At 36.9% G+C, this 17,323-nt stretch carries 19 protein-coding genes; 9 read left to right on the top strand and 10 right to left on the bottom strand.

Annotated elements, in window-relative coordinates; genetic code table 11:
* Positions 1–331: 331 nt before the first annotated feature.
* Positions 332–1,783 carry a cardiolipin synthase gene (gene cls, locus IGL15_RS05570; protein WP_002294371.1) on the top strand — a complete coding sequence of 484 codons (1,452 nt, stop codon included), beginning with the start codon at positions 332–334 and terminating at the stop codon, positions 1,781–1,783.
* Between the two features lie 325 nt (positions 1,784–2,108).
* Here the strand turns inward: cls and thiD are convergent, their stop codons facing one another.
* Positions 2,109–2,924: a bifunctional hydroxymethylpyrimidine kinase/phosphomethylpyrimidine kinase gene (thiD, locus tag IGL15_RS05565; RefSeq protein ID WP_002294369.1), complete on the bottom strand. Its 816-nt coding sequence runs from the start codon at positions 2,922–2,924 to the stop codon at positions 2,109–2,111.
* A gap of 293 nt (positions 2,925–3,217) precedes the next feature.
* Between thiD and IGL15_RS05560 the strand changes: the two genes are divergently transcribed.
* Positions 3,218–3,493 (top strand): hypothetical protein, encoded by a 276-nt coding sequence (locus IGL15_RS05560; protein WP_002289474.1) that lies wholly within the window; start codon positions 3,218–3,220, stop codon positions 3,491–3,493.
* A 426-nt stretch (positions 3,494–3,919) separates the two neighbouring features.
* Complete coding sequence (locus IGL15_RS05555; protein ID WP_002289471.1) at positions 3,920–4,375, top strand: Spx/MgsR family RNA polymerase-binding regulatory protein; 456 nt, start codon at positions 3,920–3,922, stop codon at positions 4,373–4,375.
* Between the two features lie 78 nt (positions 4,376–4,453).
* On the opposite strand, the gene IGL15_RS05550 is transcribed toward IGL15_RS05555, so the two are convergent.
* The 4 genes from IGL15_RS05550 to IGL15_RS05535 all read right to left on the bottom strand — a co-directional run bounded on the left by IGL15_RS05550 (position 4,454) and on the right by IGL15_RS05535 (position 7,596).
* Positions 4,454–5,203, bottom strand: coding sequence for a permease prefix domain 1-containing protein (locus IGL15_RS05550; protein ID WP_060475162.1), 750 nt, complete (start codon positions 5,201–5,203; stop codon positions 4,454–4,456).
* Positions 5,204–5,530 (bottom strand): PadR family transcriptional regulator, encoded by a 327-nt coding sequence (locus IGL15_RS05545; RefSeq protein ID WP_002289468.1) that lies wholly within the window; start codon positions 5,528–5,530, stop codon positions 5,204–5,206.
* A gap of 147 nt (positions 5,531–5,677) precedes the next feature.
* Complete coding sequence (locus tag IGL15_RS05540) at positions 5,678–6,118, bottom strand: universal stress protein (protein ID WP_002289467.1); 441 nt, start codon at positions 6,116–6,118, stop codon at positions 5,678–5,680.
* A gap of 80 nt (positions 6,119–6,198) precedes the next feature.
* Positions 6,199–7,596, bottom strand: a complete 1,398-nt coding sequence (locus IGL15_RS05535) for a glycoside hydrolase family 1 protein (protein WP_104765455.1) — start codon at positions 7,594–7,596, stop codon at positions 6,199–6,201.
* Positions 7,597–7,748: 152 nt separating this feature from the next.
* Here IGL15_RS05535 and celB point away from each other — a divergent pair, with 152 nt between their 5' ends.
* The 4 genes from celB (at position 7,749) to IGL15_RS05515 (ending at position 11,884) form a co-directional block, all read left to right on the top strand.
* A complete protein-coding gene (gene celB / locus IGL15_RS05530) occupies positions 7,749–9,020 on the top strand; it encodes a PTS cellobiose transporter subunit IIC (protein ID WP_002294365.1) in 1,272 nt (423 codons plus the stop codon).
* A 126-nt stretch (positions 9,021–9,146) separates the two neighbouring features.
* Positions 9,147–9,866 (top strand): GntR family transcriptional regulator, encoded by a 720-nt coding sequence (locus tag IGL15_RS05525; RefSeq protein WP_002294363.1) that lies wholly within the window; start codon positions 9,147–9,149, stop codon positions 9,864–9,866.
* 382 nt (positions 9,867–10,248) lie between these two features.
* Positions 10,249–11,223, top strand: a complete 975-nt coding sequence (locus tag IGL15_RS05520; RefSeq protein ID WP_002288275.1) for a ring-cleaving dioxygenase — start codon at positions 10,249–10,251, stop codon at positions 11,221–11,223.
* A 55-nt stretch (positions 11,224–11,278) separates the two neighbouring features.
* On the top strand, positions 11,279–11,884 hold the full coding sequence (locus tag IGL15_RS05515) for an alpha/beta hydrolase (protein WP_104765454.1): 606 nt from the start codon (positions 11,279–11,281) through the stop codon (positions 11,882–11,884).
* Between the two features lie 92 nt (positions 11,885–11,976).
* Here the strand turns inward: IGL15_RS05515 and IGL15_RS05510 are convergent, their stop codons facing one another.
* The 5 genes from IGL15_RS05510 to IGL15_RS05490 all read right to left on the bottom strand — a co-directional run bounded on the left by IGL15_RS05510 (position 11,977) and on the right by IGL15_RS05490 (position 15,229).
* Positions 11,977–12,729 (bottom strand): class II aldolase/adducin family protein, encoded by a 753-nt coding sequence (locus IGL15_RS05510; RefSeq protein ID WP_002288278.1) that lies wholly within the window; start codon positions 12,727–12,729, stop codon positions 11,977–11,979.
* A 13-nt stretch (positions 12,730–12,742) separates the two neighbouring features.
* Positions 12,743–13,003, bottom strand: coding sequence for a hypothetical protein (locus IGL15_RS05505; protein WP_002291816.1), 261 nt, complete (start codon positions 13,001–13,003; stop codon positions 12,743–12,745).
* A gap of 21 nt (positions 13,004–13,024) precedes the next feature.
* A complete protein-coding gene (locus IGL15_RS05500; RefSeq protein ID WP_002306968.1) occupies positions 13,025–14,386 on the bottom strand; it encodes a PTS galactitol transporter subunit IIC in 1,362 nt (453 codons plus the stop codon).
* A 72-nt stretch (positions 14,387–14,458) separates the two neighbouring features.
* Complete coding sequence (locus IGL15_RS05495) at positions 14,459–14,758, bottom strand: PTS sugar transporter subunit IIB (RefSeq protein WP_002288285.1); 300 nt, start codon at positions 14,756–14,758, stop codon at positions 14,459–14,461.
* Between the two features lie 12 nt (positions 14,759–14,770).
* Complete coding sequence (locus IGL15_RS05490) at positions 14,771–15,229, bottom strand: PTS sugar transporter subunit IIA (RefSeq protein WP_002306970.1); 459 nt, start codon at positions 15,227–15,229, stop codon at positions 14,771–14,773.
* A 223-nt stretch (positions 15,230–15,452) separates the two neighbouring features.
* Here IGL15_RS05490 and IGL15_RS05485 point away from each other — a divergent pair, with 223 nt between their 5' ends.
* Together IGL15_RS05485 and IGL15_RS05480 are read left to right on the top strand one after the other, a co-directional pair.
* Positions 15,453–16,244, top strand: coding sequence for a DeoR/GlpR family DNA-binding transcription regulator (locus IGL15_RS05485; protein WP_002306971.1), 792 nt, complete (start codon positions 15,453–15,455; stop codon positions 16,242–16,244).
* Positions 16,210–17,163 carry a 1-phosphofructokinase family hexose kinase gene (locus tag IGL15_RS05480; protein WP_002324635.1) on the top strand — a complete coding sequence of 318 codons (954 nt, stop codon included), beginning with the start codon at positions 16,210–16,212 and terminating at the stop codon, positions 17,161–17,163. Before IGL15_RS05485 ends, IGL15_RS05480 begins: the two co-directional genes overlap by 35 nt.
* The last annotated feature ends 160 nt before the right edge of the window (positions 17,164–17,323 follow it).

The raw sequence follows: 17,323 nt of genomic DNA, 5'->3' as shown, positions 1-17,323 counted from the left end.
CCCATTTTTTGATCTTGGCCCTAGTCCTGTCTGAAAAAAAAGAGACCTAAGACAAATACGCATTTGTCTTAGGTCTCACCATTTCATACAATACCAGAAAACCATTTGGTTAACTTACTGTTGATATTATCGCAACAAACGTTGCCGGTTACTCCCCTAAGGAGATATTCAACTGTACTAATATCCTACCTTATTAACCTACAAAAAGCAACTACTTTAGCCCGATTTACCTACATTTTCATGAAAGGAGTGAAAAGTATATTCACCTTGGTAGGCTTCTTTCTTCTATCATGCTATACTAATGTTATTGTATGTAAGGAGGAACATTTTTGTGGTATCTAGTATTATAACCGCCCTTTATCTATTAAATGCACTTATTGCTTTGGTGGCTATTTTGATCAAACCCCGAGATGTAGCAGCCATTTGGGCATGGCTCTTAGTATTGTTTGCCCTTCCTGGGGTGGGTTTTGTATTATATTTATTTTTCGGACGTGGATTAACGGATAAGAAAAAATTCTATCTCCGACAAAGTGACTTGAAAGAATTAGAAAACTTTCAGTCTTTTAGAGGAGATACCATTGAACATTACGATCCTGACATGGGCGATAAAGACAAACAGCAATTTGTCGACTTCTTCTCTTCATTAAATCGTATGCCGCTGACAAGAATGAATTCTGTCACTCTTCTCACAGACGGACAAGAGAAATTGGATTCACTGCTTCAAGATCTAAAAAAAGCCAAACATTCGATCCATATCGAATATTACGCATTTGTGACAGATAATATCGGCCAGCAAGTCTTACATGTTTTAGAAGAAAAAGCCGCAGAAGGCGTGGAAGTTCGAATATTATATGATGCATTTGGCTCTCATGGCACAAAAGCAAAAGATTTCAATCGTCTAATCAAAAATGGTGGACATGTCCATACATTTGTTACCTCACAAAAGGCATTACTTCGTTTCCGATTGAATTACCATGATCACCGAAAAATCGTTGTGATCGATGGAAAGATTAGTTATACCGGTGGTTTCAATATTGCCAATCAATATGTAAATACAACAAAAAAATTCGGCTATTGGCGCGATACGCATATACGGATTTTCGGTGCCGCTTCTTCTTTGCTCCAGCTTCGCTTCTTAACAGACTGGAACGTCTCGGTACCTGAAGAAAAAAAGGTCGGCTATCATTTGAATTATTTCTTTAAAAAAGCAGATCGAGATGAATCTAAGCTTGCTGATACATCCATCCAGCTTGTTTCAAGCGGACCGAATAACGAAAGGGAACAAATCAAGCTTTCATTTATCAAATTGATTACTTCTGCTAAAAAACGTGTTTGGATACAGACACCTTACCTTGTTCCTGATGAAAGTGTCATTGCTGCTTTAAAAATCGCAACTGCCTCTGGTGTAGATGTGAAAATCATGATTCCCAACAAACCGGATCATCCTTTTATTTATCGAGCAACACAATATTATGCTCGGCAGCTGATCAAGGAAAATGTACAAATCCTTGTCTATGAGAACGGCTTCCTCCATGCAAAAACATTGATAATGGATGATGAAATCTGCATGGTAGGTTCAGCAAATCAAGATATTCGTAGCTACCGATTGAATTTTGAAACAAGTGCTGTCATTTACGATCCTGAGTTTTTAGAAGAACTTGCTACTCAGTTCAAAGAAGATGAGACACATTGTTCATCCATGACAACTGAAACAGTCAAAGAAATGTCTAACTGGCTATTATTCAAGCAACAAATTTCTCGATTATTTTCTCCAATCCTATAATTTTTTTATTCAAGTAGAGAAAAATATACTAAGATTAAAGGGACTGTGACAAAAATCTTGTCACAGTCCCTTCTTCCGAACAAACGGTGTTCTCCTGCCAACTCCTCGGTCACAAGTCACAATATTCAACAAACATGAGAAGCTGTTTTTACTTGGCTGTTCTTATTACTTGATGCAGGGCAACTTTTTCACAACCTCTTCACTAAACGGTGTTCAATCAGCTGACCTTCGGTATTAGAGAAACAAACGGCAAAACATGAGAACTATTTTTCCGTTTGTTTCTCTAATACTCAGAACAGGACGCTGATCTCACAACTTCTTTCTTTTACTCTAATTCACCAGCTGCCCAATGATTGATGGGTCCATATTTGTGCCCTACATTTATTTCTTCACGAATTGCACGGTTTACATAGTCTTTTGCCAATCGGATCGCTTGTTCAACTGTTTTTCCTTTCGCTAACTCAGCTGCAATACATGCAGATAGCGAATCGCCAGTTCCGTTGATCCGGTCGGTAGGATAAAATGGTGCATTTAACCAAAATGATTTTCCTGATTCGAGCAATACGTAGTCATTGACTGTTTCTTGCTGCGCATCTTTAGCATGATGTCCTTTGATCATAACGTTTTTTGCACCCATATCTTGCAGTTCTTTTGCTGCTTGCACAAAATCTTCTTCAGCTGCTAATGTCCGTCCAGTCAGCTTTTCTGCTTCATAAAAATTAGGTGTCAGTACTTCGGCCAAAGGGACAAGCTTTTCTTTCAAGCTTTGCAAAGCAGATTCTTCTAGTAAAAGATTTCCATGTTTCGTTACGATTACGGGATCCACGACTAATGGTCCAAAATCATATTTTTGGTAATTTTTTACAACTGTCTCAATCAACTTTGAATCTGCTAGCATACCTGTTTTAGCTGCACGTATTTGAAAGTCCTTCGCAATCAGTTCAAATTCTTTGTCGATAAAATCTGTTGGCAATGTCACACTTGCTCCGATTCCGTAAGAATTACCTGCAACACATGCGGTCATGACAGAAACACCGTAAACATTTCTTGTAAAGAATGTATGCATATCTGCTTGCATCCCTGCGCTTCCATCGCTATCTGATCCTGCGATCGTCATTGCTTGTACATACTGATCTTCCATCAAATCGATTCCTCCATTTTTATAAAAAGATTTTTCATAATGCTGTTACTGTTTCTATCATATGTTTTTCAAAGTATCCCTCAGTAAATATACCACTACCTTTTCTTGGTAATCAAATTTATTTGAAAAAACATTTGCAATAAATCAGAAAATAGTGGTCGTTTATTTGTATTCGCTATTCTAATAATAAATAACCACTATTTGATTTATATATATTTCAGTATCCTTCTTGTTTTCATATAACCAAAGGCGCTATGATTTCCATATGAAAAAAATAAAGTCAGGTGAAAAAAATGAAACTTGAGGATAAAAAAGTCATTTTGAAGAAAATCAAACGACTACCAGACCAAATAGATGGCTATACGATCTGTTCTTTCAAAAAAGACAGGAGTATAAAAGCTTATACGCAAAACACAGAAAAAGGAATAATCTATTTCCTACATGAAGAAGGTTACGATACCCAAACCTTTATGTTTACTGAAAAAAAAGAATTTCATAAACAGATGAAAAAACTGATTGAAAAAGAATTTCCAAGAAGTCATAAACTCTATGTGAATCAGCAATTTTAACTTCTAACTGTTCTTTATTAATTAAAAATGTTCTGTAATAAAATAAAACTTTATAACAACTATAACAAAACCGAATACAAAACAGAAGTTCTATAAGTTATAATCATAGTTGTTAGGTGATTCATCTAGTAAAAACACCAGATTTCAAATTTCACACAATTTAAACTAGATCAATCATCAACCTTCTTCAAATTGTTAGAACCCTTTCCCGAGGAGCTGCAGCATAAGCAAAAAAACAAACAGGAAGCCAAATGGCTAAGACATTTTTTCTATTAGTCTAGTTGTTTCTCGTCGCAAGTTTAAGACTTTAGAAAGTTATTTCTAATGATGTTTGGGTTGTTTTGATCAATGCTTATGCACAGCTCCTTACCTATTATTTATCTCAACAGATCTAACAAATTAATGGACTATTTAAGGAGTTTTTTTATGCTTACGATCTATTCTTCTCGCACACATAGTTACCATCTGATGGCAAACTGGCTGAAAGACCATCAAATGCCTTACAGAGAACGAATTTTCACACCTAAACAGCCTTTAACAAGGAAAGAGATATTTTATTTATTGTCATTAACAGAAAACGGATTTGACGATCTATTAGCTAAACGCTCGATTGATTATAAAAATTTGAAAGATCAAATCGACCAATGTACGACCTCAGAGCTTGTCGATCTGATCGTCTCGCATTTTACTTTGTTACAACGTCCCATCATTACTGACGGAAAGAAATTATTAGTCGGATTCAATGAAGATAGCATGCGTCTTTTTATCCCTGTACAATGGCGCAGAAGTCAACTGAAATCTGTCTATAACGATTTTACATGGGTAAGCAATCTAGAAAATTCTACGGATTTAGATGATGAATTTTTAAATTATTATATATAAAAAAGACTGTGACAAAAGCGTGTCACGTCTTTTTTTCTACGCCGGATAAATAGAATATTTTTACAAATCTGAATACATTCACCAGTAATAAGCATTTTGAGTGAATTGACGATAAGAATGACGGACCAGACTGCCATAAATGATCAAGAAGACTCCCGTTCCTACCGTAACAAAAAATATAGAGGCACCGATACTACCATCCATATACCACATTAAAGAAGCCAAAAGTGGGAAAAGTGAAAAAATACATAATCCGATTCCTGCAATCAGTGAGAAGCCAAAACTTCGCTGATACTCTTCTTCTTTTTCTTTTGCTTCTGCTAATACTTTTTCAGGTATTTTCCGATGGTGCAAAAAGTGATTTAAACGTGTGATTTTCATACCAGAAGCAATAAAAAAACCGACAGCTAATGCTATACCGAAAATCAGACAAGAAATACCCATGAACACATATCCTGCTGAACAAAAGAAAAGAAAACTTGCAAAAGATAAGCTAATGAATAGAACACCTGATGCCACTTGGAGACTTGCCGCTCTGTATTCTTTCCAGTAGTTTTCTGCTTCGCTTAAATAAATAGAAGCTGTGTTTGTTTCCGTCTCGTCAGCTTGATGTTTTTTTTCGACATCTAGTTCTTCTAATAATTCATCGATTGAACCAAATGTCGAAATTACTGTACCGATGGCCTCCTGTTCATTTTTTCCTTCTCCCATCAATTCATGATAATGGTCTTCCATATTTGCCAACAAATCAGTTTTCAGCTTATCTATCTCGGTACTTTGAGGTACTCCGATAAAAAGACTGTCTAAATAATTACGGATTGTATCCATTTAATTTCCCTCCAAAAATTGATCGACTACGTCTTTCGTCGTCAGCCACTCTTGCTTTTTTTCTTCTAAAAGATTACGCCCTATTTCAGTGATTTTATAATATGTCCGCTTTTTTCCATGAGTCACTTCTCCAGGATACGAAACAATCAGTTGATTCTTTTCTAAACGGGCAAAAACGGAGTAAAGTGTTGTCTCTTTGATCACATAGGAATCATTTGTCCTCTCACGAATCGTTTTAGAAATTTCATATCCATAAGAATCGTTTTTGTTAAGGATCGATAAAATAATCGCATCATTGTATCCGCGTATTCCATCACTTGAAATCATTTTCATTCCTCCATATTACTCCATCTGTCGTTGTAATTAGAATAGCATGATTACTTCATCAGGTAAAGTAATTTTTTACAAAAAAATAAAAGGAACAGAAAGCAAAAGAAGCGTTATGCTTTTTTGCTTTCTGTTTCCTTAATTTATTTATTTTACAACCATGACGTTACATGATGCGTGGTTGACTACATAGGAAGTAGTGGAACCTACTAGTGCACGTTCTACCGCATTCAGACCTGTCGCCCCCATGACAATCAGATCGATTGGTTCTTTCGATTCATGGAAATTAGCAATCAGTGTCTTTGGATAACCGTAAAGAACATATGTCTCGATATCTGTCAGGCCTTTTTCAATTGCCAAGTTTCGATGTTCTTTCATCTGGTTTTCCGCAACCTCATCCAATTCTTCCTGAAGGCTTGTTGTAACAAATGCAAAATCACCAAAGTAATTTCCTGTTACTTCATTGACATACAGGATGTGCAACGTTGCCTGATTTCGTTTGGCAATCGTGATTGCCTCAAGAAATGCTTTTTCTGCCTTTTCAGAACCATCAATTGCTACTAAAATATTACGATAAGTATCTACCATTGTAAACGCCTCCTTCACTGTTAGTGTAGCACGATTACAGTGTTAGAACAAACATTTTGTGAACGTTTTATCAAAAAATATCAGGCATCAAATCCGTTTTTTTCAGAGACCGTTTTAAACCAGCGACCTGATTTTTTGATCGTCCGTTTACCGTCTTGTGCCAAATCAACAGCGATAAAGCCATAGCGATTCTTATAAGCATTTGTCCAAGACCAGTTGTCCATACATGTCCACATGTGGTAACCCACACAATTGGTTCCTTCTTGGATTGCTTGATGGACGTATTTCAAATGATCCGTAACGAACTCAATCCGGTAATCATCTTCAATAGTTCCTTCGCTGTTAACAAATCGTTCTTCTCCTTCGACCCCCATCCCATTTTCAGAAATATAGCATTTGATATTACCATAGTTTTCTCTTGTATTCGTTAAAATATCATAGATTCCTTTTTCGTAAATTTCCCATCCACGATATGGATTCATTTTTTTATTGGGCATGTCGTAATTATCAAAATAATCATCTGGCATGGGGCTATGTTCGTGATTGATTGGAGTTTCTTTTGCTTTGATTCGACGAGGCTGATAGTAATTGATTCCTAGCAGGTCAATCGTGTTTTCACGGATGAGTTCTAGGTCTCCTTCATGGATCTCTGGCATTATAGCCAATTCTTTGACAATTTCGATCAACTCTTGTGGAAACTCTCCTTTCACTGCAGGGTCAAGGAATGATCGGTTGAAGAATGCGTCAGCGATCTTCGCCGCTTTTACATCTTCTGGGTTCGTTTCATCTCTCGGATAGCTTGGTGTCAGATTCAAGATGATTCCGATCTCACCATCATGTCCGCCTTCATGGTAGGCTTTGATTGCCTTTGCGCTTGCTAGATTCTCATGATAGCCTACTTGGACCGCTTCTTTCATATTGATATGATTTGGATAGTGGAATTGATACAAGTAGCCTCCTTCTACAGGTACGATTGGTTCATTATGAGTAAACCATTTTTTGACCAGATCTCCAAACAGTTCAAAGCACGCTGCTGCATAAGAAACATAAGCGTCGACCGTTTCTCTTGATAACCACCCGCCTTTTTCTTGCAGTGGTAGTGGCATATCGAAATGGTAAAGGTTCACAAAAGGTTCAATACCATTATCCAGCAATTCAGTAAAATAATCTCGATAAAAAGAAACAGCTTTTTGATTGATTTCATCTGTCCCTTCTGGAATCAAACGACTCCATTGGATAGATGTACGAAATGTGTTATGGCCAGTTTCTTTCATTAACTGAACATCTTCTTTGTATTTTGTGTAAACTTGCGAAGTTTTTTCAGGTCCTACTTGATCGAAGAATTTTTCAGGCTCTAATTCATACCAATGATCCCAAATATTTTCTCCTTTACCATCATCACTTACTCTTCCTTCTGTTTGCGGTCCGCTAGCAGCAGAACCCCACCAAAAATTTTCTGGGAATGTGTAGGTTTTCATTTTTTTACTTCCTCTCTTTTTTCTTGATACCGTAATCATAACGAACCCTAAAAAATAAATCAATACTTTTTATGAAAATGACTAGACATTTAAAATTTTTGGCGTTATACTTTGTATGTAATCGATTGCAAATAAATTTGAGGTGAATAAAAATGAACGGTTTTATGGACAAGCTTTCTGAGAAAATCATGCCCTTAGCTAATTTATTAGGGCAAAATCGTTACCTTACAGTGCTGAGGGATGCTTTCATGCTTTCCTTCCCTTTAACGATGTTCGGTTCGATCGTTGTCGTTATCAATAACTTGCCTTTTTTCAGTGACGCAACAAAGGGAACTTTATCGAACTTATTCGGTAATGGGCAAAATGCAACAATGAGCATCATGTCGGTTTTTGTTACTTTTGGTATCGGCTATTATTTATCAAAATCTTATGACGTTGAAGGTATTTTCGGTGGTGCCGTGTCTTTTGCCAGCTTCTTGATTCTTACGCCTTTTGCAATGAAAACCGCTGGCGGTGAAGATGTGACTGGTGTGCTTTCACTTGATCGTCTTGGCGCAAAAGGAATGTTCATTGGAATGATCGCTGCTTTCTTGGCTGGAGAAATCTACTGCAGAATCACGAAACGCGGCTGGCAGATCAAAATGCCTGATGGAGTTCCGCCTGCAGTAACAAAATCATTTGCCGCTTTGATCCCTGCTGTAGTGACACTAACTATTTTCTTAGTAATCAATGCTGTGATGACTGGTATTTTCAATGCTAACTTACATGACGTCGTTTATGAAGTGATCCAAAAACCATTAACTGGTTTGGGAAGTAGTTTACCTGCAACATTGATTGCTTTGTTCTTTGTCCAATTCTTATGGTTCTTCGGACTTCACGGACAAATCATCGTCAACTCTGTAATGGACCCGATTTGGAATACACTGATGCTTGATAACTTAGAAGCTTATCAACATGGAAAAGAATTACCACACATCATCACAAAACCATTCATGGAAACCTTCACTGTTGGTATTGGTGGCTCTGGAATGACTTTAGCTGTCGTTTTATTGATGGCCTTTGTTCTTAAAAAGAAACAGTATCGTGATGTTGGACGATTAGCTTTAGCACCTGGTATTTTCAATGTAAATGAACCAGCGATCTTCGGTCTACCGATCGTATTGAATGCAACAATCCTTATTCCTTGGGTTGTGGCACCTCTAATCGTAACGACGTTCAATTATTTGGTAATGGCTGCTGGACTTGTCCCTGCACCAACTGGCGTCTCTGTTCCATGGACTGTGCCAATCATTGCAAGCGGTGTCTTAGCAACAAATTCATGGCTTGGTGGTATGCTGCAAGTCATCGACTTTGTCATCGTTGCCTTTATCTGGTACCCATTCCTGAAAGTACTAGATAAACAACCAGATTTAGATATTGCTTAATAGATCATTAAGGGGTTGTGACAAAAACTTGTCATGACCTCTTTTTTCGAATAAACAATGTTCCAGATGCTACTTCGAGTTGTCGGAAGCATAATCTTTCGTTATACTCTAGAAGAGGTGAATAACGTGCCAAAATACGAAGAAATCGCAAATATTTTAAGAGAACGTATCCGTTCAAAAGAGTATCCTCCCGATAGTTTTTTGCCTAATCAAGTCGACTTGGTAAAAGAATTTGGTGCGAGCCGGATGACAATCAAAAAAGCCATCAATATCTTAGCAATGGAAGGACTTGTCTATTCGCAGCGAGGATCAGGAACGAAAATCTTGAATCATCCATTTATGCAAAAAGACACATCGCCCGCTAACGAGTATGAAGGTTTGAGTCTCCAAATGAAACGCAGACATCGTTCTTTGAAGAGTCAAATCATTCATTTTGATGTTGAATTCCCTAATCAATATATCCAAGAACGATTGATGATCGATGCCGAGCAACCTGTCTACAATATTCACCGGTTAAGGATCTTAGATGGCGAGCCATATGTTTTAGAGCATACCTTTATGCCAGTCCATCTTGTGCCGGGTTTAAAAAAAGAACATTTGTTAGCCTCTATCTATGATCATCTTCATCAAGAATTGAATGTCCATTTTGCAGGGGCTTATCGTGCTATTTCTGCAGATAAAAGTGATGAATATGATCAGCAATATTTGAACTGTGCAGAAAACGATCCTGTACTGGAAGTTCAGCAAGTCGTCTATCTCAAAGATGGACAGCCGATTGAATATTCTTCCAGCCGAAACCGATTTGATGTTCGGAACTATTCTGTGCTGGATGTGCGTTCAACTTAAATGAAGAGGTTGTGAAAAAGCCGTTTACCAAGAGATCGTGACAGTGGAAAGCAGTTTCAAGTAACAAGAAGAGATCGTGAAATCAACATTCTATTCTATCCTATCCTAAGCATTAGCTCAAAAATGAAAAAATAACTCAGCATAAAAAGACTTATGACCACCCGTAATGATTCTAAAGTTAGCTTTTTAAAGCTAGTTTTTTTGAAATCGATACAGCTAGTCGTAAGTCTTTTTATTTTATTGATCCGTCCCTCCTCTTTTCCATTCTTGATTCCTTCCTGATACTTTAGAAGACAAATTAATTGCAAAATAGAGATGCACCCTCTATACTATGTCTAAATCAACTACTTACTTTTTGTAAGTTAACAGGAGGAAATTTATCATGGATACACAAATCAGAGGAATTCACCACGTCACAGCAATGACATCTAGCGCTACAAAAATCTACCGCTTTTTTACAGATATTTTAGGAATGCGCTTAATCAAAAAAACAGTTAACCAAGATGACATCGAAACTTACCATCTTTACTTTACAGACGATACTGGTGCGCCAGGAACAGATATGACTTTCTTTGATTTTCCAAATCAGCCAAAAGGAAAAAAAGGAACAGATACGATCTCTCGTGCTTCTTTCCGTGTGCCAAGTGACGCAGCATTAGACTTTTGGTTGGAACGTTTTGAAAAATATGACGTTACTCATTCAGCAATCAATGAACGTTTCGGCAAAAAATATATCGAATTTGAAGATTTCGATAATCAGTATTATCAATTGATCTCTGACGAAAACAATCAAGGTGTAGCAGCTGGCATTCCTTGGAAAAACAGCAATGTACCGACAGAGTTTGCGATCACAGGACTTGGACCTGTCTTTGTCCGTGTCAGTCAATTAGAGCATATCCGCTTGATTCTTGAAAAAATCTTAGGATTCAAAGAAACAGACCATTCAGGAGATTTCTACTTATTTGAAATCGGTGAAGGCGGAAATGGTGCAAGCATCATTATTGAACATCGGACAGACTTGCCAAAAGCAATCGAAGGATTTGGAAATATCCATCACTTAGCATTGCGTGTAGCAGACAAAGAAGCATTGGAATACTGGATTCAAGTAATCAATAAGATTGAATTGCCAAATTCTGGTTTCGTCGATCGTTTCTATTTCCAATCTGAGTACTTCCTAGCCGCTCATCACGTACTGTTTGAATTAGCAACTGATGGTCCTGGATTCCTTGAAGATGAACCAGCAGAATCAGCAGGAGAAAAACTATCTCTTCCTCCATTCTTAGAAGAACGTCGTGAAGCCATTGAAGCCTATGTCCGTCCTTTCGATACAAGTGATGCAAATAAAAAACGTGAATAATCTCTTCATGCTACTTCATTTTTTGCATCTATAGAAACAGAAAAGAGGGAACAAAATGACCTATATTTTTGAAAAAGGAACAAGTGGCAAGCATTTGATCTTACTTCATGGCACAGGTGGCGATGAACATTCTTTACTGGATATCGCTCACTTTCTTGCACCAAACAGTACATTGCTTTCTTTTCGTGGCACGGTCCAAGAAGATGGGATGAATCGTTTTTTCAAACGTAATGGATTGAATCAATTCGACCTGGACAGTTTGGAAAAAGAAACAGATAAACTCCATGAAAAAATCAAAGAAATCAGCGAAACAGAACAGATACCGTTAAGTGATTGGCTGCTTGTCGGCTATTCAAATGGCGCAAACATCGCTGCTCATTTATTATTGGAGCGTGAGACCGAGCTAAATAAAGGGTTGTTTTTCCATCCGATGTCTCTAGGTGTCCATCAAAGCCGTTCCACATTAGAAGATAAAACCGTCTGGCTTTCTTATGGTGATAACGATCCAATCGTTTCCCCTGCTTCCTTTAAAGAATTGGCCGATCAATTCGAAACACGCCAAGCAAATGTGACTATTCAGCTAACTGTAACAGGTCATCAGTTGACGATGGACGAAATCGAGCAAGCGAGGGAATGGACAGACCACCTCTTAACTAAATAAAATAAAAGAACTACGACTTACATAATACAACCTGAAGCAGATATCGATCTGGATCAGATTTTGTGAAAGTCGTAGTTTTTGTGTCAGATAGGTTAGTCTCCACCAGCTGCAATAACAGATTTATTATAAATAGCCGTTTTATGTTTCAACTCTTCCAATCCCCCGATTTTCTCACCTTTTGAATAAAAACCGTCAGTAATCCCTAATGCTTGAAAAATCGTCTGCTTGTAGGCAATTTCTGCATTCCATTCAACTGTATCAAGGATTTGCAGTGCTTTATGGATAGCTTCGATTCCTGATTCTCCACCTGTGTTGATCAATACGCCATGAGAGTTGAGCAGCAACATATGCGGTAATTCAAGATGCTGTTTTTTTACATAGTCGCTTGTCAATTCAGCAAGTTCTTCAGAGCAATTAGGCTCAAAGTCCATGACAGGAATCTCTTTTACTTTAGCTGTGGCTTCTGTCAAATTAGGCATAGGCAACCCAGTAGTCGCCCAGAACATTGCATTAGGCGCATGAGCATGGAGGACAGCTTTGATAGCTGGATTAGTCTCGTACATCGCTTCATGCATATTGATCTCCCGAGTTAAATGACCGACTCCGTCAACGATTCTACGCGTTCTTGGTTCTACTACTAGAACCTGTGCAGGAGAAATCTCTCCTAGATAGGCTTCTGACATCATGGTCGGCGTCATGATGATGTAGTCTTTCCCTTGATCATCAGTGGTTTTAAAGGAAAAATTCCCTCCTGCGACATTTGTGTTTTTCCTTTCGAAAATCACTCTTACGATACGTGCCATGTCCTGTCGTTCTCTCTCAAATAACATACGTCCATCTGACATAATGACCCCTCCATTATCTTTTTATAAAACTTTTTTCTCTCAATATTTCTTTGGTAGCTTCTTTTATTTTTATTGATTCTTCTATTTTCCGTTTTCTTTTTTCATCGTACTCTCTGAATAAAACGTGATTTCCATATTTATAGATCACTAGTGCGAAAAAAATGACCAATAGATTGATGATGATATTCTGAGTAAAGAGTCCATATAGAAATAGCAGAAGTGTACCACAAAGAGCGACTGTCCATTTTATTTTATCTGTCTCTTCTCTTTTCATTACTTTCCCACCATTTCAATGCTATTTTTGTAGTTCAGCATAACGTTCACTCGGTACTTTCGCTTTTATCATATATTTATAAAGTAGAACAAACAGTCCTAGAAAAATCACGCATCCTACAATAGCGAGAATATTCCTATTAAATGCCTCCGCAAATAAAACCCTGAACTCCGGCCCTTCTATGGATGACCATGTGATCAACTGTCCTTTCTTGATTCCCTCGACTGCTCCGCTTTTTTCTGCTAAATCACTGAGTATTGGCGCAAGGTAAGTGGCCCCGTACAAATAAATAGGCATCGTGAGGATTCCCAAGATCAGCATACGAGCCAAGTTTCCTCCTGTTAAAAGTAATCCGCCGACCGCAATCGAATAGTTGATAATCCCTGCTAATGGTAATACTTGGTTTCCTGGCAAAATAATGGCATAACCAATAAACACAGGAACAAGTAAAATAGCAGTAACCCAAATTTCTGAACGACCAGCTAATATCGGCCAGTCCAATCCGATATATACTTCACGATCCTTAAACCGCTTTTTCATAAATTCTGACATAGCGTCTGCTAGAGGAGACAAAGATTGCATGAACATTTTAGAGATCATAGGAAACAAACTTAATGCTGTAGCTGTTTGGATCGCTAGATTAAGAGAACCTGAAACGCCATACGCAGCAGCAAAGCCAAGCCCCAATCCAATAATGAATCCCATTACAGAGTTTTCAGAGAAGATCCCAATTTTCTTCTTCAATGCATTCGTATCCGCTCGTTTATTTAAAGCAGGAATTTTATCCATGATCATATTGAAAGGCAGCAACAAGACAGCGGCAGATGTCATAAAATGAGTCACTGTTACTAATGGAATCCCTGTGAGATCTTGTATATGTTTTTGAAACATATCACCAAGCTTTAATTCCAATATAACTTGGACCATTGCAGTAAGAAAGCCTGCAGCCAAACTACCGGAAACATAATAAACTAAATAAGCAGTTAAAGCTTTCCCCCAAACATTCCACATATCAACATTTAACGTCTTCGTCCAATTAAAAATTAACAGTACAAAATTGACCCCAATCGTTACTGCAAAAAATATAAAAGCATAACTCCACGACCATGTGATGCTTGCTGCACCTGTCCACCCAAGATCAAGTGCAGGCAAACTGATTCCCGTATTTTTAGCCAATGCTTCTGATGCTGGACTTACTGCGTTAGACATATAGCCAATGACCATAGACATTCCGCTAAAAGCAATCCCTAAAGTTAAAGCAGACATGAATGCTTTTTTTAATTTCATCCCTGCCAACAATCCAAGTATCAAAATAATCAGGGGAACAAAAATGGCTGATCCTAAGTTCAAAACATAATTGATAATGGTTTGGAAAACTTCCATAAATAAACCTTCTTTCTTTCGAAATATAGTAGATAAAACTATGAACCAACTTTTTTATCCAACAATCCTCCTTTACTGTACTAACTCTTTGATACTGTCATAAATAGGTTCTACACCCATTCCAGTTAAAAATGGAATTCCTGGAAATACTTCAATACCCAAATCTTTTGCTTGTTCAAGTACTTCCTCATCAGGTTGTGCGACATACACATAGATTCCAGCAGTTAGAAGCTCATTTTGAATCGATTTGTAATCAACTGCTTCTACAGGAAATGCGATGCCGTCATCTTCTAACATACTTTGGATCTTACTAGCGATTGTCTGACTCGTTGCTACTCCACTTCCACATGCGACAATTAACCGATTTTTCATTTTTTCTTCCTCCTAAATATAATTTGTAATAAGTTCGTATATGTTTTGCGGTGTTTCTTGTTTCTTATAATTTTCCACGAATGTTTCATCCATGAATAAATTCATAAACGCTTGAAGTAATCCTACTTGTTCTTTTGGTTCTTTGATTCCTAAAAAAAATAGATTTTCTACAGTCATTTCCTGATTATCCCCCATTTGATAAAAATAAATTGGGGTCTTCAGCTGCATAACAAAAACAAATGGCTTTTCGACATATTCACATTCCGAATGTGGCAGCGCGATATTTAAATACTTAGTAATCAATCCAGTAGGAAATTCTCTTTCTCTTGCAATCAGTCCATTCAAATAATTCTCATTGACGTACCCCATTTTTTCTAATCGTTGTGCAGCGATTAAAAAAGCTTCTTCTTTATTTTTTACTTCTACCGCTAATTGAATCAAACTAGGAACGAACATCTCTTTATATTTCATTCCAACCTCCTCCTTTTTGATTAAGTTTGTTAATTTATTGTTCTACTAAGTTCATCTTTGTTTTACAAGAACATTATATTTCTGTTAGTTTGTTTTGTCAACGCTTTCAAAAGAAATTTATTTTGTTAAATTTGATCTACTTGAAAATAAAATCGTTTATCTATATAATTAAGAAGAACAAAGTCGAACAAAAATTGACTTTTATGTTAAAGGAGTAATTCATATGCTGAAAAAAGAAAGACAAGAACGAATCATTACGTTATTAGAGAAAGATTTTTATTTAACTAATTCAGAAATCGCTAACAAATTAGGCGTATCAGAAATGACCATACGCCGAGATGTCACTGAATTAGCAAAAAAAAATAAAGTAAAAAAGCTATATGGTGGCGTTGAACGAAAGGAACCTTATAATCGAGAACTATCGACTCAAGAAAAAATTGATACGAATGTAGCCGAAAAAAAATATATTGGTCAAGTCATGAACAGTATGATTCCCGATAATTCTACTATTTATGTCGGTGCTGGAACAACGATCCTATATGCACTTCCTTTCATTCAAAAGAAAAATCTATTTGTAATTACAAACAGTTTGATTGCTTTCAACTATTTAAAGAATCATACAAGTTATCGGATTTTACTTACTGGTGGCGAATTTTCTCCTATTACAGAAGAGTTCATTGGGGAAGTTGCAGAAAGATCTTTTGAAAGTTTGAATGTCGATATCTCTTTCGCTGCAACAAACGGCATATTTGATAACAATGTGACAACCGCTCAATTTATTGAGGGAAATATTCAGAACGCAGCGCTCAATGCAGCAAAAATCAAATGCATTGTTGCAGATTATTCAAAATTAAATAAATCAGACGTCTATACTTTTAGAAAATTAACCGATTTTGATTATCTAATAACCGATAATCATTTATCAGAACAGGATTTCAATCATTATTCAAAATACTTAACAATATTAAAGGAGCCCAAAAATGATACTGACAATCACGATGAACCCATCCATTGATTCCATTTATTTTACAAAACACTTTGAATTAGGTACGATGACACGCTTTGATTCTCCGGTACGCTATGTAGGCGGCAAGGGAATCAATTGCGGACGAGCTTCTGCTCTACTAGGTTCATCAGTTATTTTAACGGGGTTTTTGGGCGGTTATTTTGGCAGTATGATTCAAGATATGCTGAAAAATGAAAATTTGTTTGATTTGCATTTTTTACCTATTGCAGAAGAATCAAGAGGTGCCGTCACGATCATGCATGATGATGAAACGCAGACAGAGCTAGTGGAAGCTGGTCCTGAAATAGCAGATACTACTATCAAAAAATTAATGAATGATATCAAACAAATCAGTAAAAATAATTACCTTTCAGTCATTACAATAAATGGTTCTGTTAACAATCCAGATCCCTTTTTGTATGCTAAATTATTACAATATATCAAAGAACAAATAGATCCTTCCACCTATATATTAATGGATATATCTGGACAACATCTCCGTGAAGTCTTAGCAAGTAAGTATAAACCGATGTTCATCAAACCTAATATCCATGAGTTTTCAGATATCATCCATCAAAAAATTACTCAAAAAAGCGACATAAAACACCATCTAAAAACAAATCCACTATTTAAAGATATCGATGTTATCATGATTTCTTGCGGCTCGTATGGTGCAGTAGTCAAAGTAAAAGAAGAATTTTGGAATGTTGAGATCCCTAAGATTCCTATCATTAATACAACAGGCTCTGGGGATGCCACTGTTGGAGGTTTTGCTCATTCATTAGAACAGAATTATCCTTTAAAAGAATGTGTAAGGTACGCAATGGCTTGCGGCATGTCGAATGCACAGCAATCAGAAGTCGGGAAAGTTATCCCAGCTGATGTAAAAAATTTAGCAAAAAATATTAAAATCACAGAAATGAAATAAATAGTACAAAGTAAATAATTGTTTATATGAAATGAGACACAAAGAGACTGTGACAAAAAACGTGTGTACCGACCCCCAAAAGTTAGATTTTTTGGTCTAACTTTTGGGGGTCAGTACAGTGTCACAGTCCTTTTTCGAATAAACGGTGTTCTCATGCCAA

Source organism: Enterococcus sp. DIV0436a (genome assembly GCF_051711605.1).
Classification (GTDB): Bacteria; Bacillota; Bacilli; order Lactobacillales; family Enterococcaceae; genus Enterococcus_B; species Enterococcus_B faecium.
The sequence above is the reverse complement of the archived record's forward strand: the minus strand, read 5'-3'. Positions and strand labels throughout refer to the sequence as shown.

Excerpts from the sequence above, each read along its gene's own strand:
- thiD (WP_002294369.1), bottom strand. The coding sequence starts at position 2,924 with ATGGAAGATCAGTATGTACAAGCAATGACGATCGCAGGATCAGATAGC.
- IGL15_RS05555 (WP_002289471.1), top strand. The coding sequence starts at position 3,920 with ATGCTTACGATCTATTCTTCTCGCACACATAGTTACCATCTGATGGCA.
- IGL15_RS05520 (WP_002288275.1), top strand. The coding sequence starts at position 10,249 with ATGGATACACAAATCAGAGGAATTCACCACGTCACAGCAATGACATCT.
- IGL15_RS05485 (WP_002306971.1), top strand. The coding sequence starts at position 15,453 with ATGCTGAAAAAAGAAAGACAAGAACGAATCATTACGTTATTAGAGAAA.
- IGL15_RS05535 (WP_104765455.1), bottom strand. The coding sequence starts at position 7,596 with ATGAAAACCTACACATTCCCAGAAAATTTTTGGTGGGGTTCTGCTGCT.
- IGL15_RS05500 (WP_002306968.1), bottom strand. The coding sequence starts at position 14,386 with ATGGAAGTTTTCCAAACCATTATCAATTATGTTTTGAACTTAGGATCA.
- IGL15_RS05545 (WP_002289468.1), bottom strand. The coding sequence starts at position 5,530 with ATGATTTCAAGTGATGGAATACGCGGATACAATGATGCGATTATTTTA.
- IGL15_RS05550 (WP_060475162.1), bottom strand. The coding sequence starts at position 5,203 with ATGGATACAATCCGTAATTATTTAGACAGTCTTTTTATCGGAGTACCT.
- IGL15_RS05505 (WP_002291816.1), bottom strand. The coding sequence starts at position 13,003 with ATGAAAAGAGAAGAGACAGATAAAATAAAATGGACAGTCGCTCTTTGT.
- IGL15_RS05480 (WP_002324635.1), top strand. The coding sequence starts at position 16,210 with ATGATACTGACAATCACGATGAACCCATCCATTGATTCCATTTATTTT.
- IGL15_RS05560 (WP_002289474.1), top strand. The coding sequence starts at position 3,218 with ATGAAACTTGAGGATAAAAAAGTCATTTTGAAGAAAATCAAACGACTA.
- celB (WP_002294365.1), top strand. The coding sequence starts at position 7,749 with ATGAACGGTTTTATGGACAAGCTTTCTGAGAAAATCATGCCCTTAGCT.
- IGL15_RS05540 (WP_002289467.1), bottom strand. The coding sequence starts at position 6,118 with ATGGTAGATACTTATCGTAATATTTTAGTAGCAATTGATGGTTCTGAA.
- IGL15_RS05510 (WP_002288278.1), bottom strand. The coding sequence starts at position 12,729 with ATGTCAGATGGACGTATGTTATTTGAGAGAGAACGACAGGACATGGCA.
- IGL15_RS05515 (WP_104765454.1), top strand. The coding sequence starts at position 11,279 with ATGACCTATATTTTTGAAAAAGGAACAAGTGGCAAGCATTTGATCTTA.
- IGL15_RS05495 (WP_002288285.1), bottom strand. The coding sequence starts at position 14,758 with ATGAAAAATCGGTTAATTGTCGCATGTGGAAGTGGAGTAGCAACGAGT.
- IGL15_RS05490 (WP_002306970.1), bottom strand. The coding sequence starts at position 15,229 with ATGAAATATAAAGAGATGTTCGTTCCTAGTTTGATTCAATTAGCGGTA.